Raw genomic sequence first — 17,774 nt, 5'->3', positions numbered from 1 at the left:
GCCTCTCGTCGCGTGAGGGTCAAGCGTCTCCCGCAGACCGTACGAAACCGATGAGCCGCGGCACGACCGTGCGCGGCACGTCCCCGGCGACGTCCGGACGGAACGCGTCGCCGACGACGTCCTCCTCGGGCTCGCCGTACATCTCGAGGCGCTCGACCGTGCAGTGCTCCATCACGGCGGCGATGTAGGGGTCGGACAGCTGCCAGTGCCGCGCGATCGCCGCGGAGTCCGGGTAGAGCTGGAAGCTGTGCGCGACGAGCTGCTCCTCGTCGACGAACACCTGGACCGCGAGCTGCGGGCCGTGCTCCTCGACGAACACCACGGCCCGCTCCACGGCCCGGCGGAACTCGTCGAGGTGGCCGGGCGTGATCCGCATGGTGTTGTGCAGGAGCAGCGGCGCGTGCCGGGTGGATCGTGTCGTCACCGCGAGACCTCCGTGGGTAGCAGGAGCGTCGAGTCGCCGAACTCGTGCCAGAGGTAGCCCTCGCGCACCGCGGCCTCGTAGGTCCGCCCCACCAGCTCCGGACCGGCGACCGCCTCGAGCAGCGCCAGATGGCTCGCCTCGGGCTCGTGCAGCCCGGACACCAGACCGGTGACCGTCCGGGCCGGGCGGTGGGTGCCGAGGACGAGGTCGGTCCAGCCGTGTCCCGGGGACACGGTTCCGTCGGGGGTGGCCACCGTCTCCAGCGCCCGCACCACGGTCGTCCCGACGGCCACGACCCGCGCCCCGGCGTCGCGCGCCGAGTTCACGAGCCGTGCCGTCGCCGACGGCACGGAGAAGCGCTCGGGCGTCGGCGGCTCGTGCTTCTCCGGGCTCGACACCCCGGCGTGCAGGACGAGCGGCGCCACCGTCACCCCGCGCGCCACCAGCCGCACGAGCAGCCGCTCCGAGAGCGGCCGCCCGGCGCTGGGCATCTCGGCGCTGCCCGGGAGGGTCGCGTAGACGGTCTGGTGGTCGGCGAGCGGGAAGCGCCCGCCGAGGTGCCCGTAGGCGATCGGCCGTCCGTAGCGCGCGAGGTAGCCGACCAGGCCGACCGGCGGCCACGGCCGCGCCCGCCACAGGCGTCGCGGGGCGTCCTCGTCGGGGTAGGGCGCGACGAGGGTGAGGGCGACGCCTGGCAGCTCCAGCCGGTCGCCCGCGGCGACGTCGCGTTCCGGGCCGTCCGGGCGCCGCGGCTCGACCACCCAGGTCCCGTCGTCCAGCGCGGTGGCGACGTGCACCGTCATCGCCCGCCCGTCGGCGTGCCGGGCGTCGAGCGCGGCCGCGAGCGTCGCGGAGGTGTTGACGACCAGCAGGTCGCCGGGTTCGAGGACGTCGGCGAGGTCGAGGAACCGGCGGTGCGCCACACCCCCGGGACGCGCGACCAGCAGCCGCACCTCGTCGCGGGCGAGCCCACGGTGCTCCGGCGGCTCGTGCGCCTCGGCCCCGGCCGGCAGGACGAAGCGGGTGGCCGGGACGACGCTCACGACGTCACCGCCACCAGGTCGGCGGCGCGGTGACGGCCGCTCGGGAGGTCGCCGTCGACGAGGGCGCGCAGCGCGGGCACGACCGTCTCGGGCTCGGGCCGGTCGCTGATGTCCTCGCCCGGGAACGCCTCCTGGTGCATGGCGGTGCGCATGTCGCCGGGGTCGACGACGTAGACGCGCCACTGCGGGTTCTCCACGGCCAGGACGGCGGCGAGGTGCTCGAGCGCCGCCTTCGAGGTCCCGTAGCCGCCCCACCCGGCCATGGGCTCGGCGCCCGCGTCGGAGGTGACGGCGAGGATCCGCGCACCGGGCCGCAGCAGACCCCGCAGCGCCTGGACCAGGCCGAGCGGCGCGAGGACGTTCACCCGCAGGACCTGCTCGAGCACGTCGAGGGGGTAGTCGGCGAGCTCCGGCTGCGGGCTGGGCCCGAGCACGCTCGCGTTGAGGACGAGGAGGTCGAGGCCGCCGAGATCGTCGACGATCTCGGCGAGCGCCGTGCGGTGGGCGGGGTCGGCGACGTCGCCGGGGACGTCGACGACCCCGGGCAGGCCGGCGACGGCGTCGGCGAGCTGGTCGCCGTGACGCGCGTCGACGACGACACGCCAGCCGTCGCGGGCGAGGTCGGCGGCGAGGGCGCGCCCGAGCCCGCGGGACGCGCCGGTGACGAGGGCGATGGATCGGTGTGCGGTCATGTCCCGACGGTGCGACCTCTACGAAGGTGCAGGTCAAGCCCGTTCCCCCGCGCCCGCCGGGGCAGTAGCGTCGCCGGGCACGGAGGCGGACATGGACCTACGCGCGCTCCGCTACGTGGTGACGCTGGCGGAGGAGCTGCACTTCCGGAAGGCGGCCGAGCGGCACTGGATCGCCCCGCAGGCCTTCGGGCGGCACGTCCACGCCCTGGAGAAGGAGGTGGGGGCGCGGCTGTTCGACCGGACGAGCCGCCGCGTCGGGCTCACCCCGGCCGGCGCCCGCCTCGTCCAGCGGGCCCGCGACGTCCTGGCGCAGGTCGACGACCTCGCCGCCGCCGCCCGCGACGCCCCGCCGACCGGCGACGACACGGTGGTGCGGGTGGGAGTCCTGGGGTTCGGGGCCGCCGACCGCTGGGCGGAGCTGCGGCAGCTGGTCCACGCGCAGCTGCCGGGCCGCAGCCTCGTGCACGTCGAGCTGGACTGGGACAGCCAGTTCGACGCCGTGCGCGCCGGCGAGGTCGACGTCGCGGTGGTCCACGATGTGGGCCCGGTGGACGGGGTGCGCCTCGACCCGCTGCTCGAGGCCGAGGCGGTCGCGGTCGTCCCCGCCACGAGCCCGCTGGCCGACGCCGAGCGCCTCGAGGACCGTGACGTCGAGGGCTGGGCCTGGGTCCGCCCGCTCGGGCGCCACCCCGGCCTGGCGCGGTGGGCCGGGCCCGCCGGCGAGACGTCGCGGCGCGCGCCGACCGTCCGCACCCCGGCGGCCATCCCGACCGCCGTCGCCACGTCCGGGCTGCTCGGCCTGCACGGCGACCCGGCCCGGCGGTTCTTCCCCCACCCCGACGTGCGGTTCGTGCCGATCGGGTGGCCGAGCGCCCAGGTCTCGCTCGCGACCCGCCCCGGCGACGAGTCACGCGCGACGCTCGCCTTCCGCCAGGCCGTCGGTCTGCTGACCCACGCCTGAGCACGTCAAGGGGCGATCGCAACCGATCCGGCACGTGATCCGACGTCCCACCCGCGCCACGGTGAAACCCACGACCCCGACGTCGTGGGAGGCCTGCCATGCCCCGCCGGCTCAGCGAGCACTTCGGCCACCTCTTCCCGACGACCGCGGTGGGCTCCTACCCCCGGCCGCGGTGGAACACCTTCGACCTCGGCGCCGAGGACATCCGGGTGGCGCTGCGCCGCGGCGACTTCGCCGAGGCCTACGCCGACGGCGTGCGCGCGATGATCGGCGACCAGATCGACGCCGGCCTGGACCTGCCCACCGACGGGCACCTCTGGTACGACCGCCACGAGGGCTTCATCTCCTCGTTCCTGCTCTACCCGAGCTACCACCTCGACGGCATCACCGTGGAGCCCGCGCCGAACCACGTGTTCGCCGCCTTCGGCCGCGAGACCTCCGCCCCCTTCGCCGGCACATGGAGCGAGGTGGCGGTGGACGGCCCCATCGGCCGCGGCACCATGCACCTCGCCGACCTGTGGACCGCGGCCCGCGCCGTGAGCCCCCGCACCGTGAAGTTCTGCAGCGGCATGGGCCCCGCCAACCTGGCGGGCTGGCTGACCGACCGGCACTACGGCGACAAGAAGGCGCTGTACCGCGACCTCGCCGACGCCTACAACGCCGAGTTCAAGGACGCGGTGGCCGCGGGGGTCGAGGTGCTGCAGCTCGACGACGTCGGCTTCACCCTGCACCAGCCCGAGGACTACCCGCTGGTCGTCGAGACGCTCAACCGCGCCCTGGACGGCGTCGAGGCCCTGACGATCTTCCACATCTGCCACCTCGCCAGCGGCGTCCCCGTCGGCATCACGCCGTACGCGGGGTTCCACGAGCTGGTGGCGAGCGACCTCGAGGTCGACGCCGTCGAGTACGCGTTCGCCGAGACCGGGTTCCCCGACGACGACTTCGCCCTCTGGTCGCGCCACCCCAGCGACAAGGGCATCGGTGTCGGCTGCATCGACATCAAGCGGCTGGTGGTCGAGACACCGGAGACGATCGTCGCCGGCGTGCGCAAGGCCCTCGAGCACGTGCCGGCCGACCGCGTGCACCTGACCTCGGACTGCGGCCTGTTCTCGCTGCCGCGCCCGATGGCCCGCGGCAAGCTCGAGTCGATGGCTCTGGCCGCCGAGCAGTTGCGCGCCGAGTTCGCCTGAGGGAGATGCCGTGCGTTGGAGCACCGTCCGTGATCGTGACGGCCGGGAGCGGGTCGGGGTGTGGCGGGGCGACCGCCTGCACCCCGTGCCGGAGGAGACGACGCTGCTCACGCTGATCGCCGAGGACCGGCTCGGCGGGGCGGCGGACGCCGCCGCGGACCAGGAGCCGGTGGGGGACGTCGAGCTGCTCGCCCCGATCCCCCGCCCGCCGTCGATCCGCGACTTCATGGCGTTCGAGGAGCACGTCGTCACGGCGAGCGCGGCGATCGGCCTGGAGGTCGATCCGCTCTGGTACTCCCAGCCGGTCTTCTACTTCACCAACCCCGCGTCCCTGCTCGGCCCGCACGCCGACGTCGCCGTCCCGCCGGGCAGCCAGGCGCTGGACTACGAGCTGGAGATCGCGGCGGTGATCGGCCGTGAGGGCCGTGACCTCGCCCCCGCCGACGCGGCCGGCCACATCACGGGCTACGTGCTGTTCTGCGACTGGAGCGCCCGGGACCTGCAGGGCACCGAGATGAAGCTCAACCTCGGCCCGGCGAAGGGCAAGGACTTCGCCTCGAGCTGCGGGCCGTGGATGCTCACCCCCGACGAGCTCGCCCCCGCTGCGGCCATGACGGCCTCGGTGAACGGCCGGCCGTGCAGCGCGGGCCGGCTCGACACCCTCTACTGGAGCTTCGCGGAGATGATCGCGTACGCGTCCCGCGGGACACGCGTCGTGCCCGGCGACCTCATCGGCTCGGGGACGGTCGGCACCGGCTGCCTGCTCGAGCTCTCCCGCGTCCACGGGGCCGACGCGTACCCGTGGCTGCAGCCCGGCGACCGCGTCCACCTCGAGGCCGAGGGGCTCGGGGCCATCGACGCCGGCGTCGTCCCCGGCCCCGACCCGATCCCGCTGCGCGGAGGAGACCCTAGATGAGCAGCCGCACCGACGACATCACCGTCCCCGGGCCCCCGCGCCGCGAGGAGGTCTCCGACGGCATCCACGCCTACGTGCAGCCCGACGGCACGTGGTGGATCAACAACACCGGCTTCGTCGTCGGGCCGCAGGGCGTGCTCGCGATCGACGCCTGCTCGACCGAGCGCCGCACCCGCGCCTTCCTCGACGCGATCGCCTCCGTCACCGACCGGCCGGTGCGGACGCTCGTGAACACCCACCACCACGGCGACCACACCTTCGGCAACGCCCTGTTCGGCGGCGCGGCGATCATCGCGCACGAGAGGACGCGCACCGAGGCCATCGCCTTCGGCCCCGCCCGCGAGCTGCCCTACTGGCACAACCCCGACTGGGGCGACCTGCCACTCGATCCCCCGTTCGTCACCTTCACCGACCGCGTCGCGGTGCACGCCGGCGACCTGCGCGGCGAGGTCCTCCACGTCGGCACCCCGGCCCACACGACCAACGACTCGATCGTCTGGTTCCCCGACCGCTCGACGCTGTTCTGCGGCGACCTGGTGTTCAACGGCGGCACGCCGTTCCTGCTCATGGGCTCGGTCGCCGGGGCGATCGACGTCCTCGAGAACGTCCTGCTCCCCCTCGACGCCCGAACCACGGTGCCCGGCCACGGCCCCGTCTTCCACGACCGCGCGCCCCTCGACGCGACGCTGGACTACCTGCGCTTCGTCCTCGACCTCGCCGAGCGTGGGCGCGCCGCCGGCGTCATGCCGTTGCAGGCCGCCCGGGACACCGATCTCGGGCGCTTCGCCGACTGGCCCGACGCCGAGCGGATCGTCGGCAACCTCCACCGCGCCTACGCCGAGCTCGACGGGCTCGAGCGCGGCGGGGCGATCGACGTCTTCGGCGCGCTGGACGACATGGTGACCTACCACGGCGGTCCGTTGACCTGCTTCGCCTGATCCCGGCGGCGCCCCCTTGCGTCCCGTCCCCGTGCGGAGTCGACTCGGACCCGCCGACGGGGAGGCGACGATGACGACGATCTCGGGTGCCCGGGTCTTCGACGGCACCGACGCGCGGGGCCTGGCCACGGTGACGGTGGAGGACGGCGTGATCACCGCCGTCGTGCCCGGCGAGCGCGCCGGGGACGTCGACGGGCGGGGCGCGACGCTGCTGCCCGGGCTGATCGACGCGCACGTGCACCTGCGCGGGGCCGGCAACCTCGGCCAGGCCGTGCGCCACGGCGTGACCACGGTGCTCGACATGTTCTCGGCGCCGCCGCAGTTCACCGCGATGGAGCGCCGGCGGGCGGCGGTGCGGAGCGACGAGGCCGACCTGCGCAGTGCAGGCCTCATGGCCGGTGCGGTCGACGGGTGGCCGGCGGTGATGCTGCCGCCCGACCCCTCGGGCTGGCGCATCCCGGGGCTCTCGGGCCCGGAGGACGCCGAGCGCTTCGTCGATGACCGCCTGCGCGAGGGCTCCGACTACCTCAAGATCTTCGTCGAGAACGCGGCCGACGTCTCCCGACCGACGCTCGCGCCGGCGACCGTCGCCGCGCTGTGCGCCGCTGCGCGGGAACGCGGGCTGCTGACCGTCGCGCACGCGCCGACCCGCTGGGCGTTCCGCACCGCGTGCGACGCGGGTGTCGACGTCCTCACCCACCTCCCGCTCGACGGCCCGCTCGACGACGACCTCGCCGAGCTCGTCGTCTGCCCGACGATGACGATGATGCGGGCGCTCACCGACGTCGCGAGCACCGGTGAGCTGCTCGCCGACCGCCGCTTGATCGCGGGCCTCGACCCCGAGGCCGTCGCCGCGATGCGCGCCGGCGACCGCGGCGGGCTGCCGACGAGCTCCGCGGCCGGCGCGTCCTACGAGCACGCGCAGGACAACCTGCGACGCCTCGTCGACGCCGGCGCGACGATCCTCGCCGGCACCGACGCCAACGACGTGCCCGGGCACGCGGCCGCGGTGGTGCACGGGGCGTCGATGCACCTCGAGCTCGCGCTGCTCGTCCGCGCCGGCCTGTCGCCGCGGGAAGCGCTGCGCGCCGCGACCACCACGCCTGCGCGCGTCTTCGGCCTGCCCGACCGCGGGCGGATCGCGGTCGGTGCCCGGGCCGACCTCCTGCTCGTCGCCGGCGACCCGCTGGCCGACATCACCGCCACCCGCGACATCCGGCGCGTGTGGCGGGCCGGCGTACCCGTGGACATCGGGCGGTCTCGCGCCGTCTCGGCTCTGCACTAGACGATCTGATACGACACGATCGTCGATGGCGGACCGGACCTGCCCGCCATCCTCGCGAGGCTCCGACTCATGCCCGTCACCTCGCTGTACCGACCCGAGGAGGACGCCTCGGGGACGGCGCCGTGACGATCTCCCGATATACCGCCGTCTTGCGAGCGAGCTAGAGGGCCCGAGACGACGCGAGAAGCCTCACTCATGGACGACGAGTCCGGTGAGCGGCGGACTCCACAGACCGATCAACGACCATGCGGTCAGCGATCGTGTACTCACGGCTACCGCGGTTGCGCCGTGCGGGTGGCGCCGTTTGACGGCACGGCGGTCCGGCGACGCACAGTGAGGCATGCTGGCCTCCAATCCGCAGACCTTCGTGTCCTGGTCTCAGCAGATGTCCCAGCAGATGGTGCGCTCCTGGTGGGCGATGCTCGGTCTGCGCGCCCCGTGGTCGGGGGACGTGCGTCAGGTGATCGACACCTCGCTGCTGCGGGCGACCGGGACGCAGCTGGGCTTCATCAACATCAACGAACAGGCCGCGGGAAGCGCCGAGCTCGAGCAGCGCATCGTCACCCAGGAGGCCAGCTACGGCCGCCAGCTCGGGCGGATCATGGACGCCCTGGCCGTCCTGATGCGTCATACAGACCACGAGGTACTGGCGCCTGACGAGCGGGCCGCGTTCGACGCCCTCCTGGCGATGCGCGATCGCATCGACGCGGTCAAGGAAACCACGGGTGAGTAGGTCGACAGCCGACCTCGACGACCTCCGGGCCACCGTCGCCGGCGTCTTGGCCGAGCGCCGCATCCCAGGGCTGTCCCTTGCGGTGACCTCCTCCGACCGCCTCCTCCACCACGAGGCCTCGGCGTCGCCGAGCTCGCCACGTTCCACCCGGTCACCACCGCCACCCGCTTCCTCTGGTTCTCGACGTCCGAGGTCGTGACGGCGACAGAGTGGATCGGGGTCGTCCGTGGCGCCCGCCGGGGATTCCCTAACCTGCGGGGGACCCTCGGTCTGGTCCTCGCGAACGGATGCTGTCCTCGAGAGCCTCCTCCCGCCGGCGCTTGCGCGCGGTCTCGAGGCCCAGCACTGCGAGCCCGTACACGGCCCCGAGAACCAACAGGAAGATCCCTGTCTTCGTGATGATCAGCTGAATGCCGTTCAGCCCGAGGTTCGCCGTCGACACCAGGGTCAGCAGACCCAGGGCGATCAGGTGAAACAGGGTGACCAGCAGGTAGTTCAGCGAGGTCGTCCGCGTTCGGTCCCCGTGTATCTCCCTGAGGAAGTCGTACCCCAGCCGGCGCAGGAGCTGACCCACCACGAGGACGATGACGATGCCGATGACCACGGTCACCACGTAGCTGGCTGTCGAGACCTCCACCGGTCACCGCCCTCGCTGAGGTATGGAGCGCGATGGGTCCAGTAGAGAAGTGCAGGAAAGGGCTCAGAGCGCGCGGCGTGCCTCACCGACTACCCCTTCCGGCGCCCTGACCAACCGGAGGGCGACCGCGGCGCTTCACCTCAGGTCCGGCCTCGCTGCCCGTACTCCGACCACGGGCTGGGCCAACGGGTCTCATCGCGTCAGCGCATGCCGCACGAGCTCCTCGTTGCTGACGGCGCGCCTGAGGCGACCCGGGCATTCGAGGGTGTCCTCAAAGCCGATCCGGGTGTCGAGGTCGATGCGCTTGGCGTACTCCAGGACGGGCCAGGCCCCGGCCTCCTCACCGTGCAACAAGATCGGCGCGGGCATCGGCCCGAGCGCGTTGAGGATGCGCACTGCCTCGGCGACCGCGATACCCGGATCGGTCACGGTGACCTCGGCCAGGACCCGGGCCGTGCCCCGCGGTAGGCCGGCCTTCCTGAGCTGCACGGCGTCGCCGGAGGTCCAGACTCCTAGTTCCACCCCGATGCCCACCGCGTCGAGGGCGGCGCACACCCGCTGCCACCCGCGTTCGTGGACGTTGACCGAGGCGAGGTCGGGGCGGGCATGCGCGGGCAGCCGACCCCACTGTCTGATCATCTCGGTGCGTGCGACGGGATCGGGCTCGACCCATCGCGCCGTGGTGACCCCGATCTCCGTACGCGGCGCCATCTCGCGGATCGCGCTGGTCACCGCCCCGACAGTGTCCAGGTCGAGGCTCTCCCGACCGTCCCGGTCGCGGGGATGCACGTGGACGCTGAACACCCCGAGCGCGGACACCGCGCGCGCGTCGCGGGCAAGGCGGTGCGGAGTCACCGGAACGGCCGGGTAGGCATCGGCCGGGCGCGCACCGTTGGGGCAGCACTGCAGCACCGTGCCGTCACCTCCTCCGGCCAGCTCACCGGTCCCCGCCAGCTTCGGCCCCCGACGGGATGCAAGCAACGTCTGCACGAGCGTCTGCACGCTATGACCGAATCTCGCCCTTGGTTCGGGCAAGGGCGACCCCCGGACCGCACGCTCGTGCTCTCCCGGCCACACGGGTTGTCGTTCCCACCCTCACCGCCACGGGCCTCAGCGTGATCGAGTCGTGCCAGCCGGGGCCCCGACGTCCGAGTAGCCCTCTGGGGAGGGAGGTCCCACAGCGAGAAGGTGCCCGCACGGCGGAGGCAGGCCCCGTCCCCGGGACGGGTGATGAGCCCGACCTGGCCGATCCCCGCCGTCCCGCGACGGCGACACTGGGTCCGAGGATGGCCGGGAAGGGGCTACGGGCGCACGCAGGGGGGATCCGATGACGGACGATCTGCAGGTCGCGACGGGCCTCGCACCGCCGAAGGCGTTCGACGCGGCGTGCCGCATGGTCGTCGACTACCTCGTGCGCGTGGTCCCGCTCGACACCTGGGCGGTCACCCGCGTCGCCGACGGCCAGCAGACCGTGCTGGTCACCGCGGACTCCGGCTTCGGCTTCGCGCCCGGCCTGAGCGCGGCGTGGGCCGGCTCAATGTGCCGGCCGATGGCCGCGGGACGGACGCCGCGGATCGTCCCCGACACCCGCGAGGTCCCCGAGTTGGAACGGCTCGCGTCCGAGGCCGCCGCGCAGGGCATGCAGATCGGCACGTACGTCGGCACCCCGATCGTCACCGACGAGGGTGCGCTGTTCGGCACCGTCGTCGGGCTGAACCGCGAGCCGGTGGACCCGACGCTGGTCGACCAGGAGCCGCTGCTCGACCTGCTCTCCAGCCTGCTGTCCTCGGTGCTCGAGGCCGACACCGCCGCGGTCGACTCGGCGCGGGCCCTGGAGCGCGCCGTCAGCGACGCCGAGACCGATCCCCTCACCGGGCTGCTCAACCGCCGGGGCTGGGAGCGCTGGCTCGAGCGGGAGGACGAGCGCTTCCGCCGCTTCGGCGACCCGGCGACGGTGGTGGCGCTCGACCTCGACGGGCTCAAGACAGTCAACGACAGCGAGGGCCACGCCGCGGGCGACCGCCACCTGCGCCAGACCGCCGCCGTCCTCCGCTCGGTCATCCGCAGCACCGACCCGCTGGCGCGCCTCGGCGGGGACGAGTTCGCGCTGGTGGCGCAGGTGGGCACGGAGGACGCCGACCAGCTCGTGGACCGGTTGCGCGAGGCCCTCGACGCCGCCCGCGTCCCGTGCTCGATCGGCGCGGCGCCCTTCACCGTCGTCGGCGGCTTCCCGGGCGCCTGCGCCGAGGCCGACGCGGCGATGTACGAGGACAAGCGCGCCCGCCGCGACGGCGGCCGCCCGACGCCGCAGGTCCCCCACCCCCGCCCGACCCTGCCGACGGCCTGAGGGGGTGCGCCTGCTCGTCGGCGTCCGCGCGGTCCAGCGCAGCGCCGGGTGGGTCATCCCGGCGCTCGCGCGTGGTCGGCGAACCCCGCCCACGGATCGGTCTTGCGGCTCAGCCGACGCGGGATCGAGCGGATGTCGTGCTGGTCGGGGCGGACGCGGCCGAGCTCGTCCCAGTCCAGCGGCGTCGCGGTCGGCGCACCGGGGCGGGCGCGTGGCGAGTACGGCACCACCGCGGTCTGGCCGTAGGCGTTGCGGCCGATGTCGAGGAACGTCCGTCCGCGCCGCGCGTCCTTGCGGACGGCGGTCGTCAGCTCGGAGGGGTTGCCCGCGGCGACGATGTCGGCGATCTCCTGCGCCACGCCCTTGACGTGGTCGTGGCCCGCGGATGCGTCCAGCGGGGCGACGACGTGGTAGCCGCGGCTGCCGGTGCTCTGCAGGAACGGGACGAGGCCCCGGTCCTCGACGGCCCGCCCGACGGCGCGCGCCACGTCGCGGATGCCCGCGAGGTCGGCGGTGTCCCCCGGGTCGATGTCGACGATCAGCCGGTCCGGCCGCTCCAGCGCACCGGCGACGGCGTTCCAGCCGTGCAGCGTCACGGTGCCGAACTGGACGAGCCGGATCAGGTCGGCGAGCTCCTCGACCTCGGGGTGGTGGACGACCTCGTCGGCGCCCGACCGCTGCTCCCGCCGCGGCGTGTCGATGATGTGCAGTCCCTCCGGGGCCCGCTTGCCCGCGTCCTGCTGCACGAACCCTCCGGCGTCGAGACCGTCGGGGAAGCGCTGGAGGGTCAGCGGGCGGCCCGCGAGGTGCGGCAGGACCGTGCCGGCGACCGCCTCCCAGTAGCGGGCGAGATCCGCCTTCGTGACGGGGTCGCCGCCCTCGCGGGCCGGCAGGAGCACCTTGTCGGGGTGCGTCACGCCGACGTCGGCGACGACGAGTTCCTCGCTCCGGGCCATGCCGGGGCGTTTGCCTCCGGCGGGTTCCCGACAAACCCGCCGGCCGTGGACAGGGTGCGGCTCTCCAAGCGCATGTCCCGCGCGCTGCGGCACGACCCGGCGCGGGTGGGACTGGTCCTCGATGCACAGGGCTGGGCCCCGCTCGACGCGGTGTGTGCGGCGCTGCGGGTGTCACGCGCCGATGTCGAGGACGTGGTCGCGCACGGGTCGAAGCAGCGCTTCGAGGTGGCCGGCGAGCGCATCCGCGCGCGGTACGGGCACTCGCTGCCCGGGCACGTCGAGCTGCCGGCGATCGACCCGCCCGCCGTCCTGTTCCACGGGACGGGCGCGGCCACCGTCGAGGCGATCCTGCGCGACGGCCTGCGGCCCGGCGCCCGGCAGTACGTCCACCTCTCCTCGGACGAGGCCACGGCCCGGGAGGTCGGCGCGCGCCACGGCCGGCCGGTCGTGCTGCACGTCGACGCCGGCCGGGCCGCCGCGGACGGACACGTCTTCCTCCGCGGCAACGCCGACACCTGGCTGGCCGACGAGCTCGCGCCCCGCTACCTGCGCCGCGCCTGAGCCAGGACGAGGTCGACGAGGACACGCGGGCGGACGTCGGTGGTGTCCAGGTCGCCGAGGTGGATCCAGCCGACGCCGAGGTGCGGCTCCTGGCTCACCGGGTCGTCGGTGTCGATCGTGGCGGCGAGGACGTGGTTGGTCTCGTGGTGCGCCACGCCGTCGTGGGTCCAGTGGTTCTCGACCCGGCCGAGATCCTCGGTGACCGTGGCCCCCACGTCGAGCTCCTCGCGCAGCTCCCGGACCAGCGCGTCCGCGGGCGTCTCGCCGTCCTCGAGGTGGCCTCCGGGAAAGAACCAGTGGTCCGCGGCGATCTCCTCGACCAGCAGCACCGCCCCGTCCCGCACCACCACCGCCCGGGCGATGTGCTCCACCGCGCGTCCTCCCCTTTCGGTCACGAACAGGTCACGGCCCCACCGAACCGCACCGGCGGCGCGGACGCCCTCCCTACCGTCCGCGGGCATGACCGAGCGCGGGCGGGCGTGGGTGATGGGGCTGGGCCTGGTGCTGCTCATGCCGCTGGTGGCCGTCGCGCTCTCACTCGGGTCGCCGCGCCTCGCCGACACCGTCACGTGGGGCAGCGCGCTCGGGGTCGTCGCGACGGTGCTCATGGCGCTGGTCGTCGTGCTGGTCTCGCGGGTCCGCGGGCTGACGCGGTTGCTCGGCGTGGAGCTGGGCAACAACGTCCACCGCCGCCTCGGCGTCGCGTCCGCCGCGTTCACGCTGGCCCATGTCGTGGCCGCGGTGCTGTCCTCGCCGCGGGGCCCGGCCCTGCTCGACCCGTTCGCCGTCGGTCCGTCGATGCAGGCCGGCATCGCCGCCACCGCCCTCATGGTGGCGGGCGGTCTGGTCCTCCCCCGGCTGTCGGCGCGGCGCTACGGGCAGGTCGCCCGGGTGCACGCCGTGCTCGGGGTGCTCGTGTTCCTGCTGGTCGGCGGCCACATCTGGCTGCTCGGCAACATCGGCGAGAACCCGCTGGTCGGCGTGTCCGGTGCCGCGCTCGCGGCGGTGATGCTGGCCGTGCTGCTGCAGCGGTGGGTGGTGCGTCCGGCCCTGCGTCGGGGCGCCCATCTCGTCACGGCCGTCCGCCCGGAGTCCGCGACCACCTCCACGATCGTCCTCGCGCCGGGCGAGCGGCCCCTCGCCACCCTGCCCGAACCGGGTCAGTTCGTGTGGCTGCGGCTGCGGCGGCTCCCGGTCGCCGAGGAACACCCGTTCACCGTCGCGGCCTCGACCCGCTCGGGCGTGCTGGAGCTGACGGTCCGCGACCAGGGCCCGTTCAGCGGCGGGCTCATCGACCTCGAGCCGGGCACGCCGGTGTGGGTCGACGGGCCGCACGGAGCGTTCGTGCCGGCCGACCGGTCGGACCCGCGCGACGGCGGGCTCGTGCTCATCGCCGGCGGGGTCGGCGTCACCCCGATCATGAGCATCCTGCGCGCCCACGCCGCCGCGGCCGACCCGCGGGCCCATTCGCTCCTGCTCGCCGAGCGCGAGGGCGAGGCCCTGTTCGCGTCGGAGATCCTCGCCCTGTCCCGGCGGCTCGACCTCGCCGTCCTGCGCACCGGCGGGCGTCGCCTCGACCCGTCCATGCTCCGCGCCGTGATGCCCACCGACGTCCCGCAGAGCCACCAGTACTTCGTGTGCGGGCCGCCCCCGCTGGTCGGGGCGGCGATCGACGGTCTCGGCCGCCTGGGAGTCCCGGCGGGCGCGATCACCACCGAACGGTTCGGCTGACGCCGTCCCGGCACCGCCGACGAACCGCGTCCAGGCCGGCGACGAAGATGGGACCGTGGCGTGGAGCGGGTGTCGTGGGCGAGCGCCAGGGGCTCTCGTGGCCCTGCTGGTCGTCCTGCTCCTGGGGCTCGGCGCCTGCTCCACGGCCGCATCGACCCCGGTGCGAGGCGAGACGCTGCGGGTGATGACCTGGAACGTCCAGGGCCACACCCACGAGCCGGACGACTGGGCCGACCTGGTGGCCCAGGTGCGCCCGGACGTCCTCGCCGTGCAGGAGATCTGTACCGACCAGGCTGCGGAGCTCGGCGCGATCCTGCGCCGCGACCACGGCCTGCCGTACACGGTGGTGCCCGCCCCCATCCGGCCGCCGACATCGCAGGAGGCGAACGCGCCGATCAACGCCGCCCTCGGGCCCGTATGCGGCACCGACCCCGACGCCGTCGAGTGGGGGCTCGCGGTGCTCTCCCTGCTGCCGGTGGGCGACGATCAGGTCGTGCTCTACCCGCCCGACCGCCGCGACGAGCAGCGCGGCTACCTGGGGGTGCGGGTCGCGGGGCTCCGGCTGGTCACGACGCACATCGGGCTGAACGGTGTGCAGGCCGACCAGATCCGCCTCCTTGCCGACGCCGCCACGGGCCCGGGTCCCGTCGTCCTGCTCGGCGATCTCAACGTCGGCCCGGGCGCCCCCGAGCTGGCGCCGCTGCGGGCGGCGTTCACCGAGGTCGACCCCGCCGGCGAGCTCACCACGACCGCGCGCGGGAAGATCGACTACATCTTCCACCGCGGGCTGGCGGTGGTCGGGGGTCCCGAGACCCCGGAGGTCACGGCGTCCGACCACCGGCCGCTCGTCGCGACCCTGGTCGTCGCGCAATGAGGACCCCGCCCGTGCGCTCGGGGCTGACGCGCTCACGCCGCGAGAGGGTTCACCCAGCGGAGTTCGGTGAACCGGGCGAAGTCGGTGTCCGCCGAAACAGACCCTGATGCCGTGCTCCACCGCCAGCGCGGCGAGGTGGGCGTCCGGCACGTCGCCGGCCACCAGCTGGTGGCGTTGCAGGAGGTCCCCAAGGACATCGACATGCCGTTCCGTCGGCGTCGACGAGCATCAGGGCGACGCCGGCCCCTCGAGGAGCTCGAGGACCTCGGCGACATCGCGCACGTCGACACGCGCGTGACCCGGTGAGGTTCGTTGCACGAACGCCGGCGGGGCGTCGCTCGACCGCAGGCCACGACGAAGGAGCTCGTCGACGGCGGCGCTGAGCCCGAGCCGCCGCTCCCGCCGGAGCCGCTCGACCGCGGCGAAGGTGTCGTCGTCGAAGGTAACGGTCGTGCGCATGTCATCCGTGCTGCATCTCGATGCTCACCCGCGTCGCACGGCGATGCGACCGCGGACGCCACCCCGTCGCGGCGATCAGTCCCACCAGAACCGCCACCACCGCGCGTTGCGGATCGTCCTGCCGTAGCTGCGTGGGGTGTAGACGGTGCCCTCCATGTCCTGGGGGTCGTGCTGGTCCGGGCAGAAGGCGAAGTGCTCGGTGGCGACCTGCTCGGCCTCCCGGAACGTCCGCGGCGGGTAGGCCACCGAGAGCAGGAGGGTGTCCCGCGCCATCACGGTGAGCACCGCGCCGAAGCGCTCCTCCCAGCTGCGGAGCACCGCGCTGATCCTGACGTTGTCCTGGTGGTCGTAGTTGCACGCCCCGCCCCAGCCCACCAGCGTCGGGACGTCGGCCGGTCGCGTCGACCGGACGACCCCGAGGTTCCCGGTCGCGTAGGTCACGACGTCGTCGGCCATCGCGGTGGCCTCCTGGATGGTGCGCCGTGAGGTCGAGCGGTCCGGACCACCGGCACGGGCGAGCTCCGGGAGCTCCCCGGTGAAGGGCTCCAGGCACGCACACCCGGCGGGGCAGGGCCCCGGCCACCACTCCGCGAGGACGCGGTACGGGTCGTGGGCACGGATCTCCGCGAGGGGATCGTCCGGCACCGGGAGGAGCCCGATGCGGTTGTCGCCCTGCGGATCGAGCCAGATCGGCGTGCGGCCCGCCGTCCGGGCGTCGCGGAGCAGCCCGCGATAGGTGTCCGGGCCGGCGCCGGGAACGCGTTCCACGGCGTCGGAGGCCGAGGTGGAGGCCGAGATGTCAGAAGTGGTCACACCAGCTTCGACGGAGCCGGCGGTCCAACGGTTCCATCCGGTCCCCGGCGCGAGTGGCCCGAGGGGATCACCGCGACGCAGGGTGGTGCTCACCGATCGACCGACGGAAGAGGCGTCCCCATGACCGTCGACTACGGCCCGCACGGATCGAGCCTGCGCGACCTGCCCCGACTGCGGCGCACCCGCCGGCGCCGCGCGTCGAGCTGGGACCGCACTGGCGGCAACGACGACCGCGTGACCCTGCGACCCGGACACGCCGCCACGATGCTCGACGTCGCCGACGCCGGGGTCGTCACCCACCTCTGGATGACCGTCGCCGCGCCGCGGACGCTGCGCCGACCGCGCGGCGGCCCGCCCGACCTGCTGCGCCGCCTCGTCCTGCGCGCCTGGTGGGACGGCGAGGAGCACCCGAGTGTCGCCGTCCCGCTCGGCGACTTCTTCGGCGTCGGCCACGGCCGCACCACCAACTTCGTCTCGCTGCCCCTGCAGATGAGCCCGGAGGACGGCAAGGCGTTCAACTGCTGGTTCGCGATGCCGTTCGCCGCCGGCGCCCGGATGGAGGTGACGAACGAGGCCGAGACCGACGTGGTCGTCTACTTCTACGTCGACCACGAGGAGCTGGACGAGGTGGGCGACGACGTCGGCCGCTTCCACGCCCAGTGGCGTCGACAGCTGACATCCGGTGTCAGGCCCGGCCCGTCGAACGCGCGCTACCAGTTCGGCGGTACGAACCTGACAGGGGCTGGCAACTACACGATCCTCGAGGCCGAGGGCCACGGGCACTACGTCGGCTGCGTGCTCAACGTCCAGAACCGGCGCCGGACGCGGCGGTGGAACTGGTACGGCGAGGGCGACGACATGATCTTCATCGACGGCGAGGAGTGGCCGCCGACCCTGCACGGCACGGGCACCGAGGACTACGTCAACACCGCCTGGTGCCCGACGCAGACCTACTCGGCGCCGTACCACGGCGTGACGCTGCCGGGCGGGCGGAACTGGCGCGGCCCGGTGAGCCTGTACCGCTTCCACGTCGAGGACCCGGTGGTGTTCGAGCGCTCCATCCGCGTGAGCATCGAGCACGGCCACGCCAACCGGCGCAGCGACGACTGGTCGTCGGTCGCGTACTGGTACCAGGCCGAGCCCCACCGCCCGTTCGCGCTCGCGCCGGTGGAGGAACGGCTGCCGTTGCGGTGAGCAGGCATGACGGGGCATGG

Annotated in this window: 20 protein-coding genes; 11 read left to right on the top strand and 9 right to left on the bottom strand. The window is 73.9% G+C overall.

The window, feature by feature from the left end:
• Positions 1-19 precede the first annotated feature (19 nt).
• Genes C8D89_RS10565 through C8D89_RS10555 form a run of 3 tightly spaced genes read right to left on the bottom strand, consistent with a single transcriptional unit; the run spans position 20 to position 2,159 of the window.
• Positions 20-424: a hypothetical protein gene (locus C8D89_RS10565; RefSeq protein ID WP_243418000.1), complete on the bottom strand. Its 405-nt coding sequence runs from the start codon at positions 422-424 to the stop codon at positions 20-22.
• Complete coding sequence (locus C8D89_RS10560) at positions 421-1,467, bottom strand: S-adenosylmethionine:tRNA ribosyltransferase-isomerase (protein WP_116708066.1); 1,047 nt, start codon at positions 1,465-1,467, stop codon at positions 421-423. Before C8D89_RS10560 ends, C8D89_RS10565 begins: the two co-directional genes overlap by 4 nt.
• Positions 1,464-2,159 carry an SDR family NAD(P)-dependent oxidoreductase gene (locus tag C8D89_RS10555; protein WP_116708065.1) on the bottom strand — a complete coding sequence of 232 codons (696 nt, stop codon included), beginning with the start codon at positions 2,157-2,159 and terminating at the stop codon, positions 1,464-1,466. The genes C8D89_RS10560 and C8D89_RS10555 overlap by 4 nt, the downstream gene beginning before the upstream one ends.
• Positions 2,160-2,250: 91 nt before the next feature.
• Here C8D89_RS10555 and C8D89_RS10550 point away from each other — a divergent pair, with 91 nt between their 5' ends.
• The 6 genes from C8D89_RS10550 (at position 2,251) to C8D89_RS10525 (ending at position 8,182) form a co-directional block, all read left to right on the top strand.
• Positions 2,251-3,120, top strand: a complete 870-nt coding sequence (locus tag C8D89_RS10550; protein WP_116708064.1) for a LysR family transcriptional regulator — start codon at positions 2,251-2,253, stop codon at positions 3,118-3,120.
• A gap of 98 nt (positions 3,121-3,218) precedes the next feature.
• Positions 3,219-4,310: a hypothetical protein gene (locus C8D89_RS10545; RefSeq protein WP_116708063.1), complete on the top strand. Its 1,092-nt coding sequence runs from the start codon at positions 3,219-3,221 to the stop codon at positions 4,308-4,310.
• A 10-nt stretch (positions 4,311-4,320) separates the two neighbouring features.
• Positions 4,321-5,226: a fumarylacetoacetate hydrolase family protein gene (locus C8D89_RS10540; protein ID WP_165825637.1), complete on the top strand. Its 906-nt coding sequence runs from the start codon at positions 4,321-4,323 to the stop codon at positions 5,224-5,226.
• The gene (locus tag C8D89_RS10535) at positions 5,223-6,164 is read left to right on the top strand and encodes an MBL fold metallo-hydrolase (RefSeq protein WP_116708062.1); all 942 of its coding nucleotides are present in this window, start codon (positions 5,223-5,225) and stop codon (positions 6,162-6,164) included. The genes C8D89_RS10540 and C8D89_RS10535 overlap by 4 nt, the downstream gene beginning before the upstream one ends.
• Before the next feature lie 70 nt (positions 6,165-6,234).
• Positions 6,235-7,449, top strand: a complete 1,215-nt coding sequence (locus tag C8D89_RS10530; protein ID WP_116708061.1) for an amidohydrolase family protein — start codon at positions 6,235-6,237, stop codon at positions 7,447-7,449.
• Positions 7,450-7,789: 340 nt separating this feature from the next.
• On the top strand, positions 7,790-8,182 hold the full coding sequence (locus C8D89_RS10525; RefSeq protein ID WP_116708060.1) for a hypothetical protein: 393 nt from the start codon (positions 7,790-7,792) through the stop codon (positions 8,180-8,182).
• Positions 8,183-8,429: 247 nt separating this feature from the next.
• Here C8D89_RS10525 and C8D89_RS10520 read toward each other — a convergent pair whose 3' ends face one another.
• The gene (locus C8D89_RS10520; protein WP_116708059.1) at positions 8,430-8,819 is read right to left on the bottom strand and encodes a hypothetical protein; all 390 of its coding nucleotides are present in this window, start codon (positions 8,817-8,819) and stop codon (positions 8,430-8,432) included.
• A gap of 192 nt (positions 8,820-9,011) precedes the next feature.
• Positions 9,012-9,821 (bottom strand): 3-keto-5-aminohexanoate cleavage protein, encoded by an 810-nt coding sequence (locus C8D89_RS10515; RefSeq protein WP_243417999.1) that lies wholly within the window; start codon positions 9,819-9,821, stop codon positions 9,012-9,014.
• Between the two features lie 325 nt (positions 9,822-10,146).
• Here C8D89_RS10515 and C8D89_RS10510 point away from each other — a divergent pair, with 325 nt between their 5' ends.
• Positions 10,147-11,166: a sensor domain-containing diguanylate cyclase gene (locus C8D89_RS10510; RefSeq protein ID WP_116708057.1), complete on the top strand. Its 1,020-nt coding sequence runs from the start codon at positions 10,147-10,149 to the stop codon at positions 11,164-11,166.
• 53 nt (positions 11,167-11,219) lie between these two features.
• On the opposite strand, the gene C8D89_RS10505 is transcribed toward C8D89_RS10510, so the two are convergent.
• On the bottom strand, positions 11,220-12,122 hold the full coding sequence (locus tag C8D89_RS10505) for a DNA polymerase domain-containing protein (RefSeq protein WP_116708056.1): 903 nt from the start codon (positions 12,120-12,122) through the stop codon (positions 11,220-11,222).
• Positions 12,123-12,167: 45 nt separating this feature from the next.
• Here C8D89_RS10505 and C8D89_RS10500 point away from each other — a divergent pair, with 45 nt between their 5' ends.
• Positions 12,168-12,683 (top strand): RNA 2'-phosphotransferase, encoded by a 516-nt coding sequence (locus C8D89_RS10500; protein ID WP_243417998.1) that lies wholly within the window; start codon positions 12,168-12,170, stop codon positions 12,681-12,683.
• Here the strand turns inward: C8D89_RS10500 and C8D89_RS29135 are convergent.
• Positions 12,665-13,054 carry an NUDIX domain-containing protein gene (locus tag C8D89_RS29135; protein ID WP_165825636.1) on the bottom strand — a complete coding sequence of 130 codons (390 nt, stop codon included), beginning with the start codon at positions 13,052-13,054 and terminating at the stop codon, positions 12,665-12,667. The genes C8D89_RS10500 and C8D89_RS29135 overlap by 19 nt on opposite strands.
• A gap of 88 nt (positions 13,055-13,142) precedes the next feature.
• Between C8D89_RS29135 and C8D89_RS10495 the strand changes: the two genes are divergently transcribed.
• Both C8D89_RS10495 and C8D89_RS10490 read left to right on the top strand, forming a co-directional pair.
• Positions 13,143-14,414 (top strand): ferric reductase-like transmembrane domain-containing protein, encoded by a 1,272-nt coding sequence (locus tag C8D89_RS10495; RefSeq protein ID WP_165825635.1) that lies wholly within the window; start codon positions 13,143-13,145, stop codon positions 14,412-14,414.
• Between the two features lie 97 nt (positions 14,415-14,511).
• Positions 14,512-15,288: an endonuclease/exonuclease/phosphatase family protein gene (locus C8D89_RS10490; protein WP_116708054.1), complete on the top strand. Its 777-nt coding sequence runs from the start codon at positions 14,512-14,514 to the stop codon at positions 15,286-15,288.
• Between the two features lie 228 nt (positions 15,289-15,516).
• Here the strand turns inward: C8D89_RS10490 and C8D89_RS10485 are convergent, their stop codons facing one another.
• Positions 15,517-15,747, bottom strand: coding sequence for a CopG family transcriptional regulator (locus C8D89_RS10485; RefSeq protein ID WP_116708053.1), 231 nt, complete (start codon positions 15,745-15,747; stop codon positions 15,517-15,519).
• 75 nt (positions 15,748-15,822) lie between these two features.
• A complete protein-coding gene (locus tag C8D89_RS10480; RefSeq protein ID WP_116708052.1) occupies positions 15,823-16,560 on the bottom strand; it encodes a DUF4253 domain-containing protein in 738 nt (245 codons plus the stop codon).
• A gap of 120 nt (positions 16,561-16,680) precedes the next feature.
• Here C8D89_RS10480 and C8D89_RS10475 point away from each other — a divergent pair, with 120 nt between their 5' ends.
• Positions 16,681-17,754 carry a glycoside hydrolase family 172 protein gene (locus tag C8D89_RS10475; protein WP_116708051.1) on the top strand — a complete coding sequence of 358 codons (1,074 nt, stop codon included), beginning with the start codon at positions 16,681-16,683 and terminating at the stop codon, positions 17,752-17,754.
• Positions 17,755-17,774: the final 20 nt, after the last annotated feature.

Source organism: Actinomycetospora cinnamomea (genome assembly GCF_003096675.1).
In the GTDB taxonomy this organism is placed as follows: Bacteria; Actinomycetota; Actinomycetes; order Mycobacteriales; family Pseudonocardiaceae; genus Actinomycetospora; species Actinomycetospora cinnamomea.
The sequence above is the reverse complement of the archived record's forward strand: the minus strand, read 5'-3'. Positions and strand labels throughout refer to the sequence as shown.

Bases quoted from the DNA above. Each gene is read 5' to 3' on its own strand.
- C8D89_RS10475 (WP_116708051.1), top strand. From the start codon at position 16,681: ATGACCGTCGACTACGGCCCGCACGGATCGAGCCTGCGCGACCTGCCC.
- C8D89_RS10495 (WP_165825635.1), top strand. From the start codon at position 13,143: ATGACCGAGCGCGGGCGGGCGTGGGTGATGGGGCTGGGCCTGGTGCTG.
- C8D89_RS10535 (WP_116708062.1), top strand. From the start codon at position 5,223: ATGAGCAGCCGCACCGACGACATCACCGTCCCCGGGCCCCCGCGCCGC.
- C8D89_RS10505 (WP_116708056.1), bottom strand. From the start codon at position 12,122: ATGGCCCGGAGCGAGGAACTCGTCGTCGCCGACGTCGGCGTGACGCAC.
- C8D89_RS10545 (WP_116708063.1), top strand. From the start codon at position 3,219: ATGCCCCGCCGGCTCAGCGAGCACTTCGGCCACCTCTTCCCGACGACC.
- C8D89_RS10530 (WP_116708061.1), top strand. From the start codon at position 6,235: ATGACGACGATCTCGGGTGCCCGGGTCTTCGACGGCACCGACGCGCGG.
- C8D89_RS10525 (WP_116708060.1), top strand. From the start codon at position 7,790: ATGCTGGCCTCCAATCCGCAGACCTTCGTGTCCTGGTCTCAGCAGATG.
- C8D89_RS10550 (WP_116708064.1), top strand. From the start codon at position 2,251: ATGGACCTACGCGCGCTCCGCTACGTGGTGACGCTGGCGGAGGAGCTG.
- C8D89_RS10510 (WP_116708057.1), top strand. From the start codon at position 10,147: ATGACGGACGATCTGCAGGTCGCGACGGGCCTCGCACCGCCGAAGGCG.
- C8D89_RS10485 (WP_116708053.1), bottom strand. From the start codon at position 15,747: ATGCGCACGACCGTTACCTTCGACGACGACACCTTCGCCGCGGTCGAG.
- C8D89_RS10555 (WP_116708065.1), bottom strand. From the start codon at position 2,159: ATGACCGCACACCGATCCATCGCCCTCGTCACCGGCGCGTCCCGCGGG.